At 73.2% G+C, this 20,661-nt stretch carries 17 protein-coding genes; 13 read left to right on the forward strand and 4 right to left on the reverse strand.

From position 1 onward, the window contains the following. Window positions 1–33 precede the first annotated feature (33 nt). The 4 genes from ABT369_RS10300 (at window position 34) to ABT369_RS10315 (ending at window position 4,970) form a co-directional block, all read left to right on the forward strand. Window positions 34–735 carry a hypothetical protein gene (locus ABT369_RS10300; RefSeq protein WP_350611423.1) on the forward strand — a complete coding sequence of 234 codons (702 nt, stop codon included), beginning with the start codon at window positions 34–36 and terminating at the stop codon, window positions 733–735. Between the two features lie 230 nt (window positions 736–965). Continuing rightward, on the forward strand, window positions 966–3,137 hold the full coding sequence (locus ABT369_RS10305; protein ID WP_350611424.1) for an MMPL family transporter: 2,172 nt from the start codon (window positions 966–968) through the stop codon (window positions 3,135–3,137). 34 nt (window positions 3,138–3,171) lie between these two features. Next, on the forward strand, window positions 3,172–3,843 hold the full coding sequence (locus tag ABT369_RS10310; RefSeq protein WP_350611425.1) for a response regulator: 672 nt from the start codon (window positions 3,172–3,174) through the stop codon (window positions 3,841–3,843). A gap of 2 nt (window positions 3,844–3,845) precedes the next feature. Further along, the gene (locus ABT369_RS10315) at window positions 3,846–4,970 is read left to right on the forward strand and encodes a sensor histidine kinase (protein ID WP_350611426.1); all 1,125 of its coding nucleotides are present in this window, start codon (window positions 3,846–3,848) and stop codon (window positions 4,968–4,970) included. 15 nt (window positions 4,971–4,985) lie between these two features. On the opposite strand, the gene ABT369_RS10320 is transcribed toward ABT369_RS10315, so the two are convergent. Further along, complete coding sequence (locus ABT369_RS10320) at window positions 4,986–5,450, reverse strand: hypothetical protein (protein ID WP_350611427.1); 465 nt, start codon at window positions 5,448–5,450, stop codon at window positions 4,986–4,988. Window positions 5,451–5,821: 371 nt separating this feature from the next. Here ABT369_RS10320 and ABT369_RS10325 point away from each other — a divergent pair, with 371 nt between their 5' ends. After that, complete coding sequence (locus tag ABT369_RS10325; RefSeq protein WP_350611428.1) at window positions 5,822–6,994, forward strand: D-alanyl-D-alanine carboxypeptidase family protein; 1,173 nt, start codon at window positions 5,822–5,824, stop codon at window positions 6,992–6,994. Window positions 6,995–7,003: 9 nt separating this feature from the next. On the opposite strand, the gene ABT369_RS10330 is transcribed toward ABT369_RS10325, so the two are convergent. Genes ABT369_RS10330 through rfbG form a run of 3 tightly spaced genes read right to left on the reverse strand, consistent with a single transcriptional unit; the run spans window position 7,004 to window position 10,444 of the window. Then, entirely contained in the window at window positions 7,004–8,062 is a 1,059-nt protein-coding gene (locus tag ABT369_RS10330) for a nicotinate-nucleotide--dimethylbenzimidazole phosphoribosyltransferase (protein ID WP_350611429.1), read from the reverse strand. Next, on the reverse strand, window positions 8,055–9,314 hold the full coding sequence (locus ABT369_RS10335; RefSeq protein ID WP_350611430.1) for a glycosyltransferase family 4 protein: 1,260 nt from the start codon (window positions 9,312–9,314) through the stop codon (window positions 8,055–8,057). The genes ABT369_RS10330 and ABT369_RS10335 overlap by 8 nt, the downstream gene beginning before the upstream one ends. Continuing rightward, window positions 9,311–10,444 carry a CDP-glucose 4,6-dehydratase gene (rfbG, locus tag ABT369_RS10340; protein ID WP_350611431.1) on the reverse strand — a complete coding sequence of 378 codons (1,134 nt, stop codon included), beginning with the start codon at window positions 10,442–10,444 and terminating at the stop codon, window positions 9,311–9,313. Before rfbG ends, ABT369_RS10335 begins: the two co-directional genes overlap by 4 nt. Window positions 10,445–10,913: 469 nt before the next feature. On the opposite strand from rfbG, the gene ABT369_RS10345 reads away from it, so the two are divergent. From ABT369_RS10345 to ABT369_RS10380, 8 genes are read left to right on the forward strand one after another with little or no spacing between them, the layout of a single operon-like run. Beyond that, complete coding sequence (locus ABT369_RS10345) at window positions 10,914–12,680, forward strand: ABC transporter ATP-binding protein (protein ID WP_350611432.1); 1,767 nt, start codon at window positions 10,914–10,916, stop codon at window positions 12,678–12,680. Continuing rightward, window positions 12,667–14,481 carry an ABC transporter ATP-binding protein gene (locus ABT369_RS10350; RefSeq protein ID WP_350611433.1) on the forward strand — a complete coding sequence of 605 codons (1,815 nt, stop codon included), beginning with the start codon at window positions 12,667–12,669 and terminating at the stop codon, window positions 14,479–14,481. Before ABT369_RS10345 ends, ABT369_RS10350 begins: the two co-directional genes overlap by 14 nt. Further along, entirely contained in the window at window positions 14,478–15,359 is an 882-nt protein-coding gene (locus ABT369_RS10355) for a glycosyltransferase family 8 protein (RefSeq protein WP_350611434.1), read from the forward strand. The genes ABT369_RS10350 and ABT369_RS10355 overlap by 4 nt, the downstream gene beginning before the upstream one ends. After that, window positions 15,359–15,613 carry an acyl carrier protein gene (locus tag ABT369_RS10360; RefSeq protein WP_350611435.1) on the forward strand — a complete coding sequence of 85 codons (255 nt, stop codon included), beginning with the start codon at window positions 15,359–15,361 and terminating at the stop codon, window positions 15,611–15,613. The genes ABT369_RS10355 and ABT369_RS10360 overlap by 1 nt, the downstream gene beginning before the upstream one ends. A 27-nt stretch (window positions 15,614–15,640) precedes the next feature. Beyond that, entirely contained in the window at window positions 15,641–16,717 is a 1,077-nt protein-coding gene (locus ABT369_RS10365) for a Gfo/Idh/MocA family protein (protein WP_350611436.1), read from the forward strand. Next, on the forward strand, window positions 16,717–17,574 hold the full coding sequence (locus tag ABT369_RS10370) for a carbon-nitrogen hydrolase family protein (RefSeq protein ID WP_350611437.1): 858 nt from the start codon (window positions 16,717–16,719) through the stop codon (window positions 17,572–17,574). The genes ABT369_RS10365 and ABT369_RS10370 overlap by 1 nt, the downstream gene beginning before the upstream one ends. 3 nt (window positions 17,575–17,577) lie before the next feature. Next, complete coding sequence (locus tag ABT369_RS10375) at window positions 17,578–19,221, forward strand: carbamoyltransferase family protein (RefSeq protein WP_350611438.1); 1,644 nt, start codon at window positions 17,578–17,580, stop codon at window positions 19,219–19,221. Next, a complete protein-coding gene (locus tag ABT369_RS10380) occupies window positions 19,218–20,609 on the forward strand; it encodes a class I adenylate-forming enzyme family protein (RefSeq protein WP_350611439.1) in 1,392 nt (463 codons plus the stop codon). Before ABT369_RS10375 ends, ABT369_RS10380 begins: the two co-directional genes overlap by 4 nt. Window positions 20,610–20,661 lie beyond the last annotated feature (52 nt).

Genomic DNA, 20,661 nt, shown 5'->3' on the forward strand with positions numbered 1-20,661 from the left:
GCGCCCGCCCGTATGCCACCAGACTTGATGACCATGAACGCGCCACACCAGCCGCCCTACCAGGGCGCTCCCTATACAACTTCGCCGTACCTGCCGGCGAGCCGCTCGCCGAGACGCAGGAACGTCCTCGGCCTCGTCCTCGGCCTCGTCGGCGGGGTGATCGTGCTCTGCCTCGTCCTCGGGGCGGTCCTCGTCCTCGCCGACGGCAACGACGACAAGCCGGCCACCAACTCGGCCTCCCCGGCGGCTACCCGGGCCGCGAACCCGGGCGGCGGCTACAAGCAGCCCACCGACCGGTGCGCGCTCGCCGACCCGAGCCTGCTCGGCCCGCGTGCCGGCACCGGCGCGGGGGAGCCCCTCGAGGAGAAGACCAAGTACACCCTCAACGGCTGCGAGTACTCCCTCTCCGCCGCCGACGGCGTTCAGACGCTCAAGGTGTTCGCCAACGTCGACGACGACACCGCGGCCCGCTACCAGGAGTCCTCCGACGCGTACCCGAAGATCTCCGGCTTCAACGACGAGAAGGTCACCGGCTGCGGCTCGCAGGGCTTCTACAGCAGGCGGCTCAGCGCGGGCGACAAGCGCATCGAGGCGGTCCTCGTCTGCGTCGAGCAGAACCTGTACGTCGAGGTCCGGTTCAACGCGGGCGGCACCGCGCCGTGGGACTCCGACGCCATGAAGACGAACATGACCGCCCTCGTGAAGGGCGTGATGGCGAAGACCCCGAAGGCATGACGCTTGTCTGAGCCGAACGTGTCGTCGCCGGCCCGCGTGCGGCGACGCGTTCGGCACCGCGCCGTTGCGACGCCTGGCCGACTCGCCAGGTACTCCATCGGCGGTACGCACGGCTCGGCTGCGGCGATCGCGGTACGCACGATCACCGCGGCCGGCCGACGACGTGGGACGGACCTGGTCGCGACAGTGGAGGCGTTCTGCTCCACCGTGGTGACGAAGGGATCTTCTCCGTGTCTGTTCTGGCACGCTGGTGCGTCAGGCACCGCAAGTCCGTTTTCGCCGCCTGGCTGCTGCTGGCGGCGGGTCTGCTCGCCCTGGTGGTCGTCGGCGGGACGGCGTTCAAGACCTCTGCCGAGATGCCCGACAGCGAGTCGTCGAAGGCGTATTCGTTGCTCGCCCGGATGTCCGGTGGTGGCGGTGAGGCCACGACCACGGGCAAGGTCGCGTGGCACGCGACGGCTGGTTCGATCACGTCGGCGCCGGTGCGGCAGGAGATCGACGGCCTGCTGCACGAGGTCGGCAAGCAACCCGGCGTGGTCTCCGTGGTGAGCCCGTACAGCGAGGCCGGCGCACAGCAGGTGGCGACGTCGGCGAATACGGCGTATGCCCGAGTGATCCTGCAGTCCGACGCGGACGTCGCAGGCGTCGAGAAGATCCTGGACCAGGCTCACCTCAGCGGGGTTGAGCTGACCTACGGCGGTACCGCCTTCGAACACCAGCCGCAGCCGAGCCACGGCGGTGAGGCCGTGGGCCTGATCGTGGCGCTGGTGCTGCTGATGCTGATGTTCCGGTCGTGGTGGGCGTCGTGGCTGCCGCTCATCACCGGGATCGTCGGCGTGGTCGTGTCGCTGCTGCTCGTCGCGGTCGGCTCGCACGTCGTCACGCTGGACGCGACGTCGGTCACGATGGCGTCGATGATGGGTCTGGCCGTCGGTATCGACTATGCGCTGTTCATCGTCAACCGCACCCGCAAGGGGCTGCTCGCCGGTCAATCGGTCACGGATGCGGTGGTCCGGGCGGTCGACACCTCCGGCCGGGCGGTCGTCTTCGCCGGGTTGACAGTCATCGTGGCGCTGGTCGGGATTCGAGTCGTCGGCATGGGGGTGCTCACCGGCATGGGCGAGGCCGCGGCGGTGACCGTGGCGTGCACGGTGCTGGCCGCGTTGACGCTGCTGCCGGCGTTGCTGGGCAAGCTGGGGGTGAAGGTGCTGTCGAAGCGGCAGCGCGCGCAGCTGGCCGAGGGCGTCGTCGAGCACCACCGGCCGGACGGCCTTGCCGCCGGGTGGGCTCGGCTGGTCCAACGGGCGCCGTGGCTGGTGGTTCCCCTTGCGCTGGTGGTGGTCGTGGTGCTCGCAACGCCGGTCCTGCGGATGCGCGTCGGTGACGCCGACGCGAGCAGTGACCCGTCCGGGTCGCGGTCGCACCGGTATGCCGTGATGACGTCGTCCGCGTTCGGGGCGGGCTTCGACAACCCGCTCGTCGTCGCGGCGGGCACCCCCGACGCACCGTCGAAGCAGGCGTTCGCGGAGCTGGCCGGCCGGCTCGCCACGGTGCCGGGTGTGGTCTCGGTGACTCCGGTGAGCGCGTCGGCGGACGGCACGGTCGGTATGGTGACGATCGTGCCCGCCAGCGGTGCGCAGGCTGCGCAGACGGCGGATCTCATCGAGCGTCTGCGTGGCGACGTCATCCCTTCCGCGGAAGCCGGGACCGGCCTGCATGCCTACGTCGGTGGGAAGGCGGCCTCGAGTCAGGACCTGGCCGACGCGCTGATGGGCAGGCTTCCGCTGTACCTGGGCATCATCGCGGTCCTCGGGTTCCTGCTGCTGGCGGTGGCGTTCCGCAGCGTCCTGGTGCCGCTGGTGGGGGCGTTGAGCAACATCACGAGCATCCTCGTCGGCCTTGGCGCCATCACGGCCGTGTTCCAGTTCGGCTGGGGCAGCGAGCTGATGCGGGTCGGCTCCGGTGCGCCGATCATGTACATCGTCCCGGTGATGATCGTCGGGATCGTGTTCGGCCTGTCGATGGACTACCAGGTGTTCCTGGTCAGCCGGATGCATGAGGAGTGGACGCACACCGGCGACAACCGCCGGGCCGTGCGGGTCGGCGTCACCGAGACCGGACGGGTCATCGCCACCGCTGCGCTGATCATGGTCGGGGTGTTCGCCTCCTTCGCGTTCGGCGGGCAGCGGATCGTCGCCGCCATCGGCGTCGGCCTGGCGCTCGCCGTGCTGGTCGACGCCTTCGTCGTGCGCATGACCCTCATCCCCGCGCTGATGACGGTGCTCGGCCGATACAACTGGTGGTATCCGCGCTGGGCGGAGAAGATCACGCCCCGTGTGGCGGTCGAGGGAACCCCGGAGGTTCAGCCGGCGCGGGAGCGGGAGCCGGCCGCCGTCGGATGATGGAACCGACCGTATGACCAGAAAGGCATCGAACGTGACGATCCGCGTCCTCCTCGCCGACGATCAGGCACTGCTCCGGGCCACCTTCCGGCTGCTGCTGGACGCCGCCCCGGACATCGAGGTCGTCGGCGAGGCCTCCACGGGCGACGAGGCCGTCGCGAAGGCGTTGCAGACCGGCCCGGACGTGGTCCTGATGGACATCCGGATGCCCGGCAGCGACGGCATCACCGCGACCGGTCGGATTGCCGGGGCGCAGACCCTGGCCGGCACCCGGGTGCTCATCCTCACCACGTTCGAGACCGACGAGCACGTCCTGGCCGCACTGCGCGCCGGGGCCAGCGGCTTTCTCGGCAAGGGGGTCGACCCCGCCGACCTGCTCCAAGCGATCCGCACGGTCGCCGCGGGGGAGTCGTTGCTGTCACCGGCCGCGACGACCGCGCTGATCGCCCGGTTCCTCGCTGTCCCGGAGCAGGCTGCCATCAATGCCGACGCCCGCTTGGACGAGCTCACCACCCGCGAGCGCGAGATCGTCGCGCTCGCGGGAGGCGGACTGTCGAACGACGAGATCGGCCGGCGGTTGTCGATCAGCGCCGCGACCGCCAAGACACACGTCAACCGCGCGATGATGAAGATCGGCGCGCGCGACCGCGCCCAGCTCGTCGTGTTCGCCTACGAGACGGGTCTCGTCACACCGGGACGGAGCTGACCGTGCGCGGGTTGCGGGCCGTCGGGCTCTCGCTGGTGGTCGCGCTGATCGGTATGGCGCAGATTGCCTACGGCCACGGCCCCGGGTTGTTCAAGCCGACGATTCCCCAGCTCGTGCTCGTGCTTGCCGGGGCCGGGGCGCTGCTGGTGCGGCAGCGCCACCCTCGCGCGGTCGTGGTCGTCACGGTGCTGTGCGGGGCGGCCCTCCCGGCATTTCCGCCGCACCTCGTGCTGGCGGATGTGCCGACCATGGTGGCGTTGTACACCCTCGCGCTGCAGGCCGGAAGGCGCACCGCGGCAGCGTACGGTGCCGTCGCCGTGCTGCTGCTCACCGGCAGCTCCATGTGGTGGCTTCTGGGGCATCTCTTCGACATCCGCAACGTGCTGCCGCTGAATTACATCGCTGCCGCGGTCGCGATCGGCGACTCGGTGCGCAACCAGCGCAAGCTCCTGGCCCAGGAACGCCAACGGGCTGCCGAAGCCGAACGAGACCGGGCAACCGAGGCCCGGCGGCAGGTCCGCGAGGAGCGCGTCCGTATCGCCCGCGACCTGCACGACGTCGTCGCCCACCACATCACCCTGGTCAACGCCCAGGCCGGCGTCGCACACCACCTGCTGCGCACCGACCCGGACCGCGCCTACCAGGCCCTCGCCGGCATCAAGGACACCAGCCGGGCAGCCCTTGACGAACTCCGGGCGACCGTCGGCCTGCTCCGTGCCGACGACGAGCCGGACAACCGGCAACCCGCACCCACCTTCGCCGAACTCGACGCGCTGCTGGACGGATTCCGCCAGGCTGGGCTCGACGTCCGGGTGACCCGCAGTGGCATCCCGCGACCACTCACCGGCACCGCCGACCTCGCCGCCTACCGCATCGCGCAGGAGGCACTGACCAACGCCCGCAAGCACGGTAGCGGAGGAGCCGTGGACCTGGACCTCACGTACAGCACCGACACCCTTGACATCACACTCGCCAATCCGGCCCAACCGGGCGTACAGGGGCCGGGCACGGGCCACGGCATGATCGGCATGCGGGAACGCGCCGCGTCGGCAGGAGGCCGGTTCTCGGCCGCCATGACTGCCGGGCGTTTTGTCCTCCACCTCAGTCTGCCGTTGGCAGCAGACTGACCGGCGGGCGGTGCGTCAGCCGCTCTGGCGCGCCGCCACCACCGCGCCGTGCAGCGTCTCGTGGAACGCCCGGCCGGCCGGGTCGTCGCCGAGCGCGAGGAACCAGGACGCGGCGCGGCCGCCGTCCCACCGCGCCTGGACGCTGACCCCGGTATCGATGACGAGCCGCGGGTCCTCGCGCTGGATCGCGGCGATGTCGGCGAGGCGGGTGGACTTCACGACGACGCCGCGCTCGGCGCCGGCGGTGAGCACGATCAGGGCGTGCGGGAGCAGCAGCCCGATGGTGCGGTGCTCGGGCTCGCCCCGGTGGAACAGCCCGCGTCGCTTGAGGCTGACCGATCGTGTGTCGACGCCGGCCACCGGGGCGACGGCGCCGAGCAGCCGCTCCTCGGCGTGCCGCTCGACGGCCTGGCGCAGGACGAGGTCGAGGTTGGCGTAGGCGAGGGTCCGACTGCTGCGGTCGTACAGGTGCATGGTCACGGCTCGTATGGTCCCGCCTTCCCGCCGATCACGCCGTCGCGGAGCGGACACCGCGCGGGTCGCCGCCGGACGGTTCACCCGAAAGGCCGATCGGCGCCAGCTTTCGGGCGGCCAGGAGTCGACGCCGGGTTCGGACGTTAGCCAGCGGTCGGTTCGGGTAGGGCGCGGCTTCGCTGAGCGTTTGGCCGTGGGAGGTCGGGTTGACCGAGACCAATACCAATACTGAGACCGAGACCAATACCGAGACCGAGACCGTTACTGGGACCGAGACCGATACCGATACTGAGGTCACTGAGGTCACTGAGGTCAGTGCGGAACTGGAGCCGGCGGTCGCACCGCGGCCGGCTCGCCGTCGAGAGCTGTGGCTGTCCGTGGCCATAGCGGCCGTGGTGCTGACCGCCGGCGGATTCGTCACGTACGGGTTGGCCAAGCCGGTGCCGGTGCCGCAGATCGTGCAGACCGTCGCGCAGACGTACACGATCCCGGGCGCCGCGCCGGTGATGCCGTGGCCCAAGGCCGGGCAGGCGGCGGTCGATGTCGACGGATTCGGACGGGTGGGCACCTCCGGCGGTTCACGACCCGTGCCGATCGCCAGCGTCGCCAAGGTGATGACCGCATACCTCATCCTGCGGGACCATCCCATGCGCCTGGACGAGGACGGCCCCACGCTGACCGTCTCGGCCGAGGAGGCCGCCACCTACCCGTCCCAGTTCGCCTCCGGCGAGTCGGTGGTCAAGGTGGTGGCCGGCGAGACACTCACCGAGCGGCAGGCGCTCGTGGCCCTGCTCCTGCCCTCGGCCAACAACATCGCCCACATCCTGGCCCGGTGGGACGCCGGCGACGACGCCGCGTTCGTCACCAAGATGAACCAGGCCGCGGCCCAGCTCGGGATGACGAACACGCACTACACCGACCCGTCCGGACTCGAAGCGGCCACCGTCAGCACCGCCGCCGACCAGGCCGCCCTGGGCCGGCTGGCGATGCAGATGCCAGTGTTCGCGCAGATCGTGGCGATGCCGCAGGCCGCGCTCCCCGTCGTGGGACAGGTCAGCAACGTCAACACGCAGCTGTACCAGGACGGGATGATCGGCATCAAGACCGGATTCACCGACGAGGCCGGCGGCTGCCTGCTCTTCGCGGCCGAGATCTCCGCGGAAGGCCACCGGTACAAGCTCATCGGCGCCGTGCTCGCGCCCGGTCCGAACATGACGGACGCCTTCGACGCCGCCCGTCGGCTGATCCAGGCCAGCAGCGGCCTGCTGCACCAGTACCGGGTCGTGGGCGCCGGCGACGGCGTGGCGACCGTCCGGGGGGCGATGGGCAGGAGCACGACGCTCGTCCCGGGCGGCGACGTGAACGTGCTCGGCTGGCCCGGCCTGACCTACCGGATCGAGACGCTGGGCAGCGTTCGGGGCCGCGTCGGGGCGGGTGCCGGCGTCGGCACGCTCAAGCTCACCGTCGCGGGCACGGCCGTGACCGCGGCCCTCCATGCCACGCACACGCTGAAGCCGCCCAGCAAGTGGGAGAGAATCACGCACGTGTGAGCGGTCGGGTCACGGGCTCGGCACGAGACCGGCCGAGCGTGCGGACGGTGTCGACGCGGCGACCGCGAGGACCCCGTTGATCAGGGACAGGGCGAGCGTCGCGCCGGACGCCATGCCGAGGCGCATGCCCAGGTCGAGCAGGGGCTCGAGGCCGAGGCCGGCGAGCAGGGCGCGGTGGGCGGGCTCGGTCGAGCGGTGTGCGGCCACGAGGTAGCCGGCCGCCGCGGGGCACAGCCGCACCGCGAGGAGGGCGGCGACCGCGGTCATCGTTCCGTCGATGACCACCACCTGGCGCCGTCCGGCGGCGGCGAGGATGACGCCCACGTTGGCGGCGATCTCGAAGCCGCCGAGGGCCGCGAGCAGGGCCAGCGGGTCGTCGGCGGGGACGTCGGCGTGGCGGGCGAGGGCGACGTCGACCAGGTGTCGTTTGCGCGCGACGACGTCGGCGGGGACGCCGGAGCCGGCGCCGACGACCTCGGCGGCGGCGGTGTCCAGCAGCCGGGCGGTGAGCGCGGCGGCCGGGGTGGTGTTGCCGACGCCCAGCTCGCCGATCGCGAGCAGCCCGGCGTCGGCGAGCCGCTCGGTGGCGTACCGCGCGCCGCCGAGAACGGCCCGGATCGCCTGCGCCGGCGCCATCGCCGGGTCCAGCGTGATGTCGCCGGTGCCGGTTCCGATTTTGTACCGCTGGTCGCCGACGGCCTCGGACAGCCCGACGTCGGCGCACTCGACCCGGGCCGGGACCCGCGCGGCCAGGGTGCAGACGGGCGCGTGGCCGGCACGGATCAGCTCGAGGACGCGGGCGGTGTAGCCGTGGCGGTACACCGACGTGCCGTGCCGGGCGACGCCGTGGTCCCCGGCTAGCACGCTCACCACGGCCGGGAGCGGCCCCGGCGCGGCGTCCCGGCGGATGCCCGCGACGCGGTGCGCGACGGCGTCGAGGGCGCCGAGGGCGTCCGGCGGCCGGGCCTGGGCCCGCTGGCGGACCTGGGAGTGGCGCGCGCTTCGCGGGTCCGGCGGGGTCACCGCCGCGCACAGGGCGTGCACGGCGGCGAGGTCCGGTTCAGGCATGGCTCCTCAGCCCGGCCAGCCGGTCGGCGATCGCCGCGATGCCCTCCGCGAAGCGGGCGTTGGTGAAGTGCTGCTCGACGCGGGCCCGGGCGGCCGCGCCGCGGCGGGCTCCCTCCGCCGGGTCGGCCAGCGCCGCGGTGAGCGCGGCGGCGAGGTCGCTGGGGTCGAGCACCCGCGCGCCCGACGGGCCGGTGACCGGCACGGGCCATCCGTAGCGGGCGTCGGGCACCAGCTCGCGCAGCGAGTCGACGGCGGTGCACACCACCGGCCGCGTCAGGGCCATCATCTCGGCGCAGACGTAGCAGAAGGACTCCCAGAGGCTCGGGACCACCGCGACGTCGGCGACCGACATCCAGCTCAGCGCGGCCCGCCGCGAAATGTCGCCCAGGAACGTGACCCGGTCGGCGACCCCGAGCTCGCCGGCGAGGCGACGCAGCGCGGGCTCCTCCGGGCCGACCCCGACCAGCGCCAGGTGCACGGCGGTGTCCGGGGCGTGGACGTCGGGCAGCGCCCGCAGGAGCTCGGCGAAGCCCTTGACCGGCACGAGCCGGCCGCAGGCGACGAGCAGCGACGTGTCCGGCCGCCCGGCGAGCAGCTCGGCGCGCAGCCGCGGGCCGTCCCGGTCGGCGCGCACGGCGTCGATCTCGGCGAGGTCGACACCGAGGTGGACGACGCTGTGCGCGGCGGTGCTGTGCGGGTAGTAGCCGGTGATGGCGTCGCTGAGCGCCTGGCTGATGAAGGCGGTGTGGTCGCAGCCGGTCACCGCCTTCTCCTCCAGCAGGACCAGGTCGCGCCGGTCGGCGGAGACGCCGGTCGTCACGTGGTGGGCGTCGCGGTCGTACGGCACGATCGCCCGGAAGTCCTGGAGCAGGATGTTGACGGTTGCGACGCCGTGGCGGCGGGCGAACATCGTCGCCTCGGGGTGGCAGAACAGGTCGGGCAGGAGCACCACGCCGGGCGGGCCCAGCTCGTCGGCGAGGGCCTCGGCCGCGGCGTAGAGCCGGCGGTGGCTGCGCACGCTCTGGTCGGCCAGGCCGGACTCCTCGTTGTAGACCAGGCCGGTGGCGGCGCGGTACACCGTCACGCCGTCGATGTGCTCGCGGGAGTCGCGGTCGGTGCCGGCGAGGGTGGACACGACGACGACTCGCCGGCCGAGCGCGGCCAATCCGGCGGCGAGGTTGCGGGCGACGGTGCTGGTGCCGCCGACCGTGTTCGGCGGGTACTCGCGGGAGAAGACGAAGGCGTGGCTCATCGCGCGGCACCTGCCGTTCGGTCGGGGAGTCGGGGAAGTCCGAGCACGGTGTGCAACTGGGCGGCGGTCGCGTCGACGGCCGCGGTGCCGGCGGCGACCGCGTGGTGCCACGACACGATGGCCTCGGCGCTGCCGTCGAGGTCGAACCGGTGCTGCCAGCCGAGCGCCGCCGCGGCCCGCCGGCCGTCGAGGCGCAGGACGCCGTCCTCGGCGAATCCGGGCTCGTGGCCGGCGACGACCGGCACGCCGGTGCCGCCGTGCCGGGTCCACGCGGCGATGAGGGCGTCGACCAGTTCCCGCACGCTGGCGCCGTTGCCCGGCGGCGCGAAGTTGTAGACCTCGCCCGGGGCGACGGCGCCGGAGCCGAGGCCGTCCATGAGGCGCAGCAGGCCGTGCACGACGTCCAGGACGTGCTGCCACGGCCGCACGGCGTCCGGGTTGCGCAGCCGGATCGGCTGCCCGGCGGCCAGGGCCGCGAGCGTGTCCGGCACGAGCCGGTTCGCCGCGTGATCGCCGCCGCCGATGATGTTGCCGAAGCGGATCGAGCCTGCTGCGACCGGCAGCCGGGCGGTGCGGTACAGCTCCTGGTAGGCCTCGAACACCAGCTCGGCGCCGGCCTTGGAGACGCTGTAGGGGCAGCCGCCGCCGAGCTCGTCGATCTCCCGGTACGGCCACGGCCAGGCCCGGTTGCGGTAGCACTTGTCGGAGGTGACGTGCAGCAGCACCGGCGGCGCGCACAGCCGCACGGCCTCGAGCACGTTGACCGAGCCGACGACGTTGGTGGTCAGGGTCGTGCGCGGGTCGGCGAGACCGACGCTGACGAGCGGCTGCGCGGCGAGGTGGACGACGGCGTCGAATCGGCCGTCGCGCATGACGTCGTGCAGCGCGTCGAAGTCGCGGATGTCGCCGGTGACCCCGGTGACGCCGAGGGCCTTCAGCTCCGCTGCCCGGGCCCGGGTGTGCGGGGTGTCGTCGGTGGCGTAGCCGACCACCTCGGCGCCGCCGACGAGCAGCGCGGTGCTCAGCCAGGAGCCGACGAAGCCGCTGTACCCGGTGACGAGCACGCGCGTTCCGGCGCGGTCGGTGCGGAGTCCGACATCGGGGCGGGGGTGTTCCAGATCTGCGTTCACGGGTCATTCCCCTTGACCGTTCGCAATGGGACGGCGGCGTTACGTGCTGCATGTCCGGACCAGACCGTAGGGGAGATCCACACTTCGTCGCAAGTACTGAGCGGATCTGTGCAACTGCGGTGTGTGAGGTCTTTCGGCACCGAACGGCATTCGATGGCTACGTTCCGTAGCGCGAAATAGGGCGAGTTCCCCTCATATTCCGCGCCGGCAGGGCATCTTCGGCGATCAAGGTTGCTGATGGTGAGGAGGCTCGGCGACTCCAGAGAGTTTGATAGTTGCAAAAATTGGTTGGATAGTTGCCATGCTCGGTCGCGTCTCTGTAGGGTCACTCGGGCCGACGGCGGGAGGCATTGGCGGCCGTGGATTGATGCTCCCGTTTCCGATATGGCTGCCGGCGCCCTGCGAATGGGTCAGCCGGACGTGGTGCCGCACCCCGAAACCCTGCCAGCGCGGCGAACGAGGAGATGTGATGCGCAAGGTCCGGCGGTTGTTCGCCGTGCTGCCGCGGGGCGACCGTGCCCTTGCGGCCGCCTGGTGGGGGCTGGTCGCGTTCGGCGGCCTGCTGCCGTCGGCGTTCAGCGTGACGGTCGGCGTGCTGGTTTCGGCGCTCCAACGCGGGGACAGCCCGCGGACGCCGCTGGTGTTGCTCGGGGCGGTGTTCGTCGCCGGGCTGGTGCAGGCGCCGATCCTGAGCCAGGTCGGCGCGAACCTCGGCGACCGCGTCGCGCTGCACCTGCACCGGCAGTTGCTGGTGGCCGCGACCGCTCCGCAGGGCGTCGAGCACCTGGAGTCGCACGAGCGGGCCGGCGACCTGGCGGTCGCGAGAGACTTCGACACCGGCATGTCCGGGCCGCAGCTGTCGCTGTCGCTCGGCATCATCTCGGGTGGGCTGGTCATGATCATCACCGGCGTGATCCAGGCGCTGCTGCTGTTCGGGCTGGCCTGGTGGGCGCCGCTGCTCATCGGCGCGGCCTGGGCCTCGACCCACGTACTCCTGCGCGAGAGCACCTCGTGGGACCTCACCCAGGACGAGGTCCGGGCCAGCCAGCAGCGGGCCGAGTACACCTACAGCCTGGGCGTCGCCGGCCCGGCGGCGAAGGAGATCCGGGTCTTCGGTCTCACCGACTGGCTCGTCGGCCGGTTCGTCACGAGCCGGCGGGACCTCGTCGACCGGCGGCTGCACTCCACGCGGGTCCGGCAGCGTCCGCTGCGCTGGGCGCTGCTGATCCTGCTCGCGGCCAACGTCTTGCTCTTCTGGTGGATCGCCCGGCAGGCGGGCGCGGGCCACATCGACAGCGGCCGGGTCGTCGTGTTCGCCCAGGCCGCCGTCGGCGCCAGCCTCATCGCGTTCGGCGGGTTCAACTGGGCTCTCGCGCTGGCCGCCGACAACGTCGAGTCGGTGCTGCGCGCCGAGCGGGGCATGGCCGAGACCGGTGCGCTGCCGTCCGGCACGCAGGACGCCGACGGTCTGCCGGCCGCCGAGATCCGGTTCCGCGACGTGCGGTTCACCTACCCGGGCCAGGACCACGAGGTGCTGTCCGGCCTGGATCTGGTCATCCCGGCCGGCACGTCGCTCGCCGTCGTCGGGCTCAACGGCCAGGGCAAGACCACGCTCATCAAGCTGTTGTGCCGCCTGTACGACCCGACGTCCGGGCAGATCCTGGTGGACGGCAAGGACCTGCGGGAGTACGACGTCACCTCGTGGCGGCGCCGGCTCACCGCGGTCTTCCAGGACTTCGCCCGGTACGAGCTGCCGCTGCGGGAGAACGTCGCGCCGCTCGGAGCGCCGGACGAGGTGGTGCTGGACGCGCTCGCCGACGCCGGCGCCGCCGACCTGCGCCGGCTCGACACGGTGCTCGCCCCCGGCTACGACGACGGCACCGACCTGTCCGGCGGCCAGTGGCAGCGGGTGGCGATCGCCAGGGCCCTCGCGGCGGTACGCCAGGGCGCCGGGGTGGTCGTGCTCGACGAGCCGACGGCACAGCTCGACGTCCGCGGCGAGGCCGAGATCTTCGACCGGGTCCTGGCCGCCACCCGTGCCTGCACCACGCTGCTGATCTCGCACCGGTTCTCGACCGTGCGGCACGCGGACCGGATCTGCGTGCTCAGCGACGGCCGGGTGGCCGAGCTCGGCACCCACGACGAGCTCATGGCGCTCGGCGGCAGCTACCGCGTCATGTTCGACATGCAGGCGTCCCGGTTCGACGAGGAGGACACGCACCGTGCGAGCCGCTGACCAGTTGCCATCGTCGCTGAGGTCGTTGGCCCTGTCGTTGCGGCTGGGGCTGCGGGCCCAGCCGGTGCTCATGGTGGCGGCGTTCGCCGTGACCGTGCTCGGGGCCGCGCCCGACGCGCTGCTCGCCCTGGCGCTGTCGCGGCTCGTGGCCGCCACCGCCGACGGCGACGCGCGCCGGATCGCCTTCGCCGCCGCGGCCCTCGCCGCCCTCGTGACCGCGACCTGGCTGCTCGGCCTCGGCGCGGGCCGGATCAACACCCGGCTGACCGACCGCGCGGCCGTCGACGTCGAGTCGTACATGGTGCAACTGCACGCCAAGATCCCGACGATCGAGCATCACGAGCGGGCCGAGTACGCCGACCGGCTCGCGCTGCTGCGCGACCACGCCTCGGCGCTCAGCCAGCTGTACCAGATGCTCTTCTCCAATCTCGGGGTCGTGCTGCGGCTGTTCATCACCGTCGGCCTGCTCGCCTCGATCCGCCCCTGGCTGCTGCTGCTCGTGCTGCTGGCGATCCCGCCGGTGCTCGTGTCGGACTGGCGCGGCAAGGTGGAGAAGCGGGCCGAGGAGGCCGGGGCGCAGGCCGAGCGGCGGGCCCGGAGCCTCTTCCTGCTCGGCACCACCCCGCAGGCGGCCAAGGAGGTCCGGGTCGGGCGGCTGCAGGAGCGTCTCGTGGAGCTGGCCGAGACCTCGTGGTTCGCGCGGTACCGGGGGATGGCCCGGGCCCGGTCGGTGTCGGCGGTCTGGCTGTCGGTGGCCTACGCGGTCCTCGGTGCCGCCCTCGTCGCCAGCGTCGCGTTCGTCGCCACCGGCCCCGACGCCGCCGCGGCCGCCGTGCTGACGCTCGCCGCGGGCAGCCGGCTGTCGCAGTACCTCGGCCAGGCCGTCCGCGACATCCACCTGTTCCGGCTCATCTGGCTCGACGGCGCCCGCCGGCTCGCCTGGCTCGACGACTACGCCCGCGCCGCGGCGCACGCCGGCGACGGCCCGCCGCCCGACGCGCTGCGCCGGGGCATCCGGGTCGAGGACCTCACGTTCCGGTATCCGGGCGCCGACCGCGACGTGCTGGAGCACGTGACGCTGGACCTGCCGGCCGGTGCCGTCGTGGCGATCGTCGGCGAGAACGGGGCCGGCAAGTCGACCCTCGTGAAGCTGCTGTGCCGGTACTACGCCCCCACCGCCGGGCGGATCACCGTCGACGGCGCCGACCTCGCGGCCATCGCGCCGGCGGCCTGGCAGGAGCGCGTCGCCGGGACCTTCCAGGACTTCGTCAAGTTCGAGTACCCGGTCCGGGAGGCGGTCGGCGTCGGCGACCTGCGCCACGACGACCCGGACGCGCTGCCGGACGCCCTGGCCCGGGCCGGCGCGACCGACCTCGTCGCCGGCCTGCCGCAGGGCCCCGACACGCAGCTCGGCGCGACCTGGGCCGGCGGCGTCGACCTGTCGCACGGGCAGTGGCAGAAGATCGCGCTGGCTCGCGGGTTCATGCGGCGCGACCCGCTGCTGCTCGTGCTCGACGAACCGTCCTCGGCCCTCGACGCCGTCGCCGAGTGGGAACTGTTCGAGCGCTACGCCGCCGCGGCCCGGGAACCCGGCGCCGGCGAGTCGGGACGCATCACGCTGCTCGTCTCGCACCGGTTCTCCACCGTGCGGATGGCCGACCTCATCGTGGTCATCGACGGCTCGCGCCTGGTGGAGCACGGCACCCACCAGGAGCTCATGCGGCGCGACGGCCTCTACGCGGAGCTGTACAACATCCAGGCCGGCGCCTATGCCGACAGCCAGCCGGGTGCGCGCGCGTGAGCGCCGTGCCGATCGTGTTCGCGGTCGACGACTCGTACCGCGTGCCGCTGCTCGTCGCCCTGGAGTCGCTGTGCGTCTCGCAGCCCGCCGGGGCGCGCGGGCTCACGGTGGTCGTGCTGCACGAGGGGCTGGACGAGCGGACCCGGGCCGACATCGCCGCCGTCGCCGCCGACCACGACCTCGATCTGGTGCTGCGCCGCGCGGAACTGCCGGACCTGCCGTACAACACGGCCTTCGGCGGCGCCCGGGCCAACTATCTGCGGCTGGCGATCCCGGCCGCCGTCGCGGCCGCCGACCGGGCGGTGTATCTGGACGCCGACATCGTCGTGCGCGGCGACCTGCGCCCGCTGCTCGACGCCGACCTGCGGGGCCTGCCGTTCGGCGCCGTGCAGGACACGGTCAACCCGACGCTGGCGGACGGCCGCGCCCTGCCCGGCTGGCAGGAGCTCGGGCTGGACGGCGACCGCGCGTACTTCAACAGCGGCGTCATGGTCTTCGACCTCGCCGAGTGCCGGCGCGACGGGCTCTTCGAGCGGGCCTTCCGGGCCGTCGCCGAGCACCCCCGGCATCTGCGGCTGTGGGACCAGGACGCGCTGAACCTCGCCGCCCGCGACCGCTGGCACCGGCTGCCCCGGCGGTTCAACACGATCCCGCTGTCGGCGCTGCGCCGCACCCCGTGGATTCGGCTGCCGCCGGAGCGCCTGCCCACCGACGCGGCCCTCGCCGCCGAGGAGGCCGACGCCGTCGTCATGCACTACGTCTCGCCGTCCAAGCCCTGGCGGGGCCTGCTGCCGGCCGGACCGGCCGCGGACACCTACAGCCTCCACCTCCACGCCGTCACCCGGCGCGTGGCCGGTACCACGAGAAAGGGAACCTGATGAGCGACCGTCAGAAGATCGTGGACACCATCACCGAGCACCTTCGGACCGTGCTGACCGACGTCGGCGACGGCCCCATCGCCGAGGACCGCGACCTGCGCGACTTCGCCGGGTTCGACTCGCTGGGAATCCTCGAGACGCTGGTCTGGCTGGAGTCCACGTTCAGCGTCACCATCCCCGACGAGGAGCTGGTGGTGGACGACTTCGCCGCCGTGGGGAAGATGGCCGACTACGTGCAGAGCAAGGCCGGCTGAGCGGCCCGGCGAGCACGGGGGAGTCCGGTGAACCTCCACCTTCTTCCTGGCCCGGCGCCGCTGCGCACCGTTGTGGTCGGCGCGGGGGGCATGGGCATGACCTGGCTGCGGGCCGTGCAGGCGCATCCCGGCTTCGACCTCGTCGGCATCGCGGATCTCGACGAGCGCCGGGCCCGGGGCGCGGCGATCCGGCTGCGCCGTCCGGACCTGACGGTCACCGGCGACCTCGCCGGGCAGCTGGCCCAGGCACCGGACGTGTGCGTCAACATCACCCCGCCCGCCGCGCACTTCGCGGTGTCCTCCTCGGCGCTGTCGGCCGGCCTGTCCGTCCTGTCGGAGAAGCCGTTCGCCGCGACCCTCGAGGAGGCCGTCGCGCTGACCCGGCTGGCCGGCGAGCGCGGCCGCCTGCTCATGATCGCGCAGTCGCGGCGCTACGAGCCGGGCCTTGAGCGGCTCCGGGACGTGGCGCGCACGCTCGGCCCGCTGGGGCTCGTGAGCGTCGAGTTCCATCGGGCGTACCGCGACGCCGGTTTCCGCCTCGCCATGGACCATCCGCTGCTGCTCGACATGGCGCCGCACACCTTCGACGCGGTCCGGTTCGTGACCGGGGAGCGTCCGGTCGCCGTCTCGGCAACCGAGTACAACCCGCCCGGCAGCTGGTACGCCGGGCCCGCCGCCGCCATCGTGGCCGTCGAGTACACCAACGGCGTCCACCTCGGGTACACGGGCTCGTGGTGCTCGGAAGGGTTGGAGACGTCGTGGACGGGCCGGTGGCGGGTGTCCGGCAGCCACGGCAGCGCCGCGTGGGACGGCGAGACCGCACCCGTCGCCGAGATCCGCGCGGACCTGCCTCCGGCGGCCGCCGCGACGACGGAGCCAGGCCAGGCATCCGCGGACCCGGCCGCTCTGGTCACGGCCGCCCTCGACGAGTTCGCGGCGGCGCTGCGGGGCGGCCCGCCGCCTTGGGGCGAGGCGTCGGACAACCTGCTGACGTTCGCCACGGCCCAGGCCGCGATCGAGTCGGCCCGGCGCGGCGTGCGGGTCGAGGTCGACGAGCTGCTCGCGCGGCACGGGGCCGAGCTGGGGCCGAAGGCGGCGCGCTGATGCTGCGGCTGGCGTTGATCCAGGAACGAGCGGCGTTCAACGACCCGGACGCGAACCTGGCGGCCGGCATCGATGCGTGCCGGCGCGCCCGGGCCGTGGGCGCCGACCTCGTCGTCTTTCCCGAACTGTGGCAGATCGGGTACGCCCCCTGCCCCGACGGGCCGCACCGCGACGCCTGGCTGGCCCGGGCCGAGCCGCTCGACGGCCGCTGGGTCGGCGCGTTCCGCGAGCTGGCCGCCACGGCCGGGATCGCCGTCGCGGTCACCTTCCTGCGGCGCACCGACGCGGGCCCGGCCAACGCGACCGCCGTCATCGGCAGCGACGGCGCACTGGCCCTCGTGCACGACAAGGTCCACGTCTGCGACTTCACGTGGGAGGCGGTACTGCGACCCGGAGCCCGGTTCCGCGCCGCCCCGGTGCGCACGCGCGCCGGCCCGGTCCGCATCGGCGTGATGACCTGCTTCGACCGCGAGTTCCCCGAATCGGCGCGGTCGCTGGCACTCGACGGTGCCGAACTCATCCTCAGCCCCAACGCCTGCCTCATCTGTGACGACCGGCTCGGTCAGTTCCGGGCCCGCGCGTTCGAGAACATGCTCGCCGTCGCGATGGCCAACTACCCGCGACCGTTCATGAACGGCCGCTCGGCGGTCTTCGACGGCATCGCCAGCGCGGCCGACCGGCCCCGCGACCACCAGATCCTCGTCGCCGGCGCCCGGCCCGGCCTGCTCGTCGCCGACGTCGACCTCGACGCGCTGCGCCGCTACCGCGCCCAGGGCCTCTGGACCCACGCGCGGCGCAGGCCCGACGCGTACCGCAACCTGGCCCGCAATCCGTCCCATGCCCCAGAAAGGCGGTGACCCATGCGAGTACTCGGTCTCGGCGGATCACACCACGACTACGGCGCCTGTCTCGTGCGGGACGGTGTCGTCGTGTCGGCCGTGGAGGAGGAGCGGCTGACCAGAGTGAAGATGGCCTTCGGGCTGGGCCCGCGGCTGGCCAAGGCCGAGGCGGTGGACTACGTGCTGGACGAGGCCGGCCTCGGCATCGGCGACGTCGACCTCATCGTCGCCAACGACTTCCTCAACCCCGTGTACGCCGCGCGGTTCGCCGACCGGGTGCACTGGATCGGCCACCATCTCTCGCACGCCGCGAGCACGTTCTACACCTCGCCGTTCGAGGAGGCCGCGGTGCTGGTCCTCGACGGCCGCGGCAGCGACGTCGGCACCGACGCCGGGCTGTGCTGCGAGACCACGACGTCCTATCGCGCGGACCCGTCCGGGCTGCGCCCGCTCGCCGCCCACGCGGGCCGGGTCACCCTCGCCGACGAGCGGTCCGTGGACCCCTGCGAGGACTCGATCGGCTGGATGTACGAGCTCGTGTCGCGGGAGATCGGCTTCGGCGGCCCGGGCGGGCAGGGCGCCGGCAAGACCATGGGCCTGGCGGCCTACGGCGGCCCCCGGTACGTCGAGGCCATGCGCGACTGGTACAGCCTGTCCGACGGGCGGTTCCGCCAGTCGACCGAGCAGCAGATCGCCATGCGCCGGCACATCGTCTCCGAGCTCGCCGGGGCGGGGGAGCGGGGCCGCGACGAGGTCCGCGCCGACCTCGCCCACGCCGTGCAGCACCACGTCGAGCGCATCATCGTCGAGCTGGCCCGGTGGCTGCACAAGCAGACCGGACAGTCGCGGCTGTGCCTGGCCGGCGGGGTCGCGCTCAACAGCGTGGCGAACTTCAAGATCCTCGAGGAGACGCCGTTCGAGGAGGTGCACATCGTGCCGGCCGCGGGCGACAGCGGCACGTCGCTCGGCGCCGCCCTCTACGGCCACTACGTGCACGGCGGCGCCGGGTGGACCCCCCGAACCGAACCGTTCACGCCGTACCTCGGCCGGGAGTACGGCACCGCCGACATCGACGCGGCCCTGGACGCCGTGTCCGACCGGGTGAGGGTCAGCCGCCCCGCCGAGCTGCTCGTGAGCGTCGCCCTGCGGCTGGCCGCCGGTGACGTCGTCGGCTGGTTCCAGGGGCGCTCCGAGATCGGGCCGCGGGCCCTGGGCAACCGCAGCATCCTCGCCGACCCGCGACCGGCCTGGATGAGGGACCGGATCAACGAGAAGGTCAAACACCGCGAGCCGTTCCGTCCGTTCGCGCCGATCGTCCGGCAGGCACGGCAGGCGGAGTTCTTCGGCACCGACATCCCCGTCTACTACATGCTGCTGGTGGCGCCGGTCCTGGAGCACAAGCGCCAGCAGATCGCGGCGGTGACCCACGCCGACGGTACGGCCCGGCTCCAGACCGTGACCGCCGCGCTCAACCCGAGACTCGACGCGCTCCTGGCCGCCTTCGAACGGCTGACCGGGGTACCGGTGCTGCTCAACACCTCGTTCAACGACAACGACGAACCGATCGTCGAGTCGCCGGCCGATGCCCTGCGCTGCTTCCTCAACACCGACCTCGACGCCCTCGTCCTCGGTGACACCCTGGTCACCAAGGTGCCGGCGCCGTGACCGGCCGCCTGTTCGCGGCGCTCGGCGACCGGCTCGCCGGCCAGGTCGTCGCCTCGGCCCGCGGTGAGGTGCCCGGTGCGCGGGTCCGGGCCGGCGCCGAGCGGCTCGCCGCCTGGCTCGACGGGCTCGACGGGCTCGACGGGCACGGCCAGGCGGGGGGCCCGTTGGTCGCCGCATGCGGGACCGCGGTCGGGACGCTGGTCGCCACCCTCGCGGGCGACCTCGCCGCGGTGCCGGTCGTCCACGTCGACCCGCTCGATCCGGCGCCGCCCGCCGGGCTACGGGTCGGCGACCAGCCGGGCCCGGCCGAGGGCGGCTATCGCGACCCCGAGCTCGGTGTGTACGCGGACCGGGGCACCGCCGGCGACGCCCCGGCCGGTGCGGCCCCGCACACCCAGACCTTCCTCACTTCCGGGTCGACCGGCGCCCCGACCGGCGTGGTCCGGGGAGCCGACGCGATCCTGGCCGACGGCCGCCGAGTCGCGCAGTTCCTCGGCTACCGGCCCGGGAGCCCGGTCGTCGTCGCGGTGCCGCTGCACCACGCCTACGGCTTCAACTACGGCCTCGTCGCCGCGATCCTGGCCGGCTCCGGCATCTACCACTGCGGGCCGCGGACGATCCCGTCGCAGCACGCGCGGGCCGCGGCCCGGACCGGCGCGCGGGTCCTCATCGCCCACCCGGCGCACTACCGGACCGCGGCGCAGGAGGCGGCCCGGGTCGGTGGGCCGGTGCTCGGCCCGTTCGAGCGTGCCGTGTCGGCCGGTGCGCCGCTGCCGCCCGGCGCGGCCCGGGACATCGCGCGCTGGCATCAGCTGACGCTGTACAACTGCTATGGCTCTTCGGAGGCGGGCGCGATCACCCTCAGCCCGGTCGACGGCACCGAGGCGCCCGGCGACATCGGCGTGCCGCTTCCCGGTGTGGAGGTCCGGCTCGGCGAGCGGCACGGCGACGTCGGCGGCGAGCTGCTGGTGCACACCTCCTCGCTCGCGGACGGCTACCTGGGGCCGGACGGCGTGCGCCCGCTGCGCCTCGACGGCGGCTGGCTGCGCACCGGCGATCTGGCCGAGCTCGACGGCGGCCGCATCCGGCTGCGCGGCCGCATCGCGTCGGTCATCAACGTCGACGGCGAGAAGGTGAACCCGGAGGAGGTCGAGCGGGTCCTGGCCGCCCACCCGGCGGTGGCGGACGTCGACGTGCGGGGCGAGCCCGACCTCCTGCGCGGGCAGGTGCCGGTGGCGCACGTGGTGCTGCGCGCGGCCGTCCCGGACGCGGACCTGCTCGCCTGGTGCCGCGCCCGGCTGGCGCCGGCCAAGGTGCCGCGCCGCTTCCAGGCGCACGCCGAGCTGCCGCGCACCGCGACCGGCAAGCGCATCCGTCACGACCGGTGAAGTGCTGTCCGCAGCGGTGCGGACTGATTGAGGACAACGTTTCCGAGTCGAC

It is taken from the genome of Dactylosporangium sp. NPDC000244 (assembly GCF_040300725.1).
In the GTDB taxonomy this organism is placed as follows: Bacteria; Actinomycetota; Actinomycetes; order Mycobacteriales; family Micromonosporaceae; genus Dactylosporangium.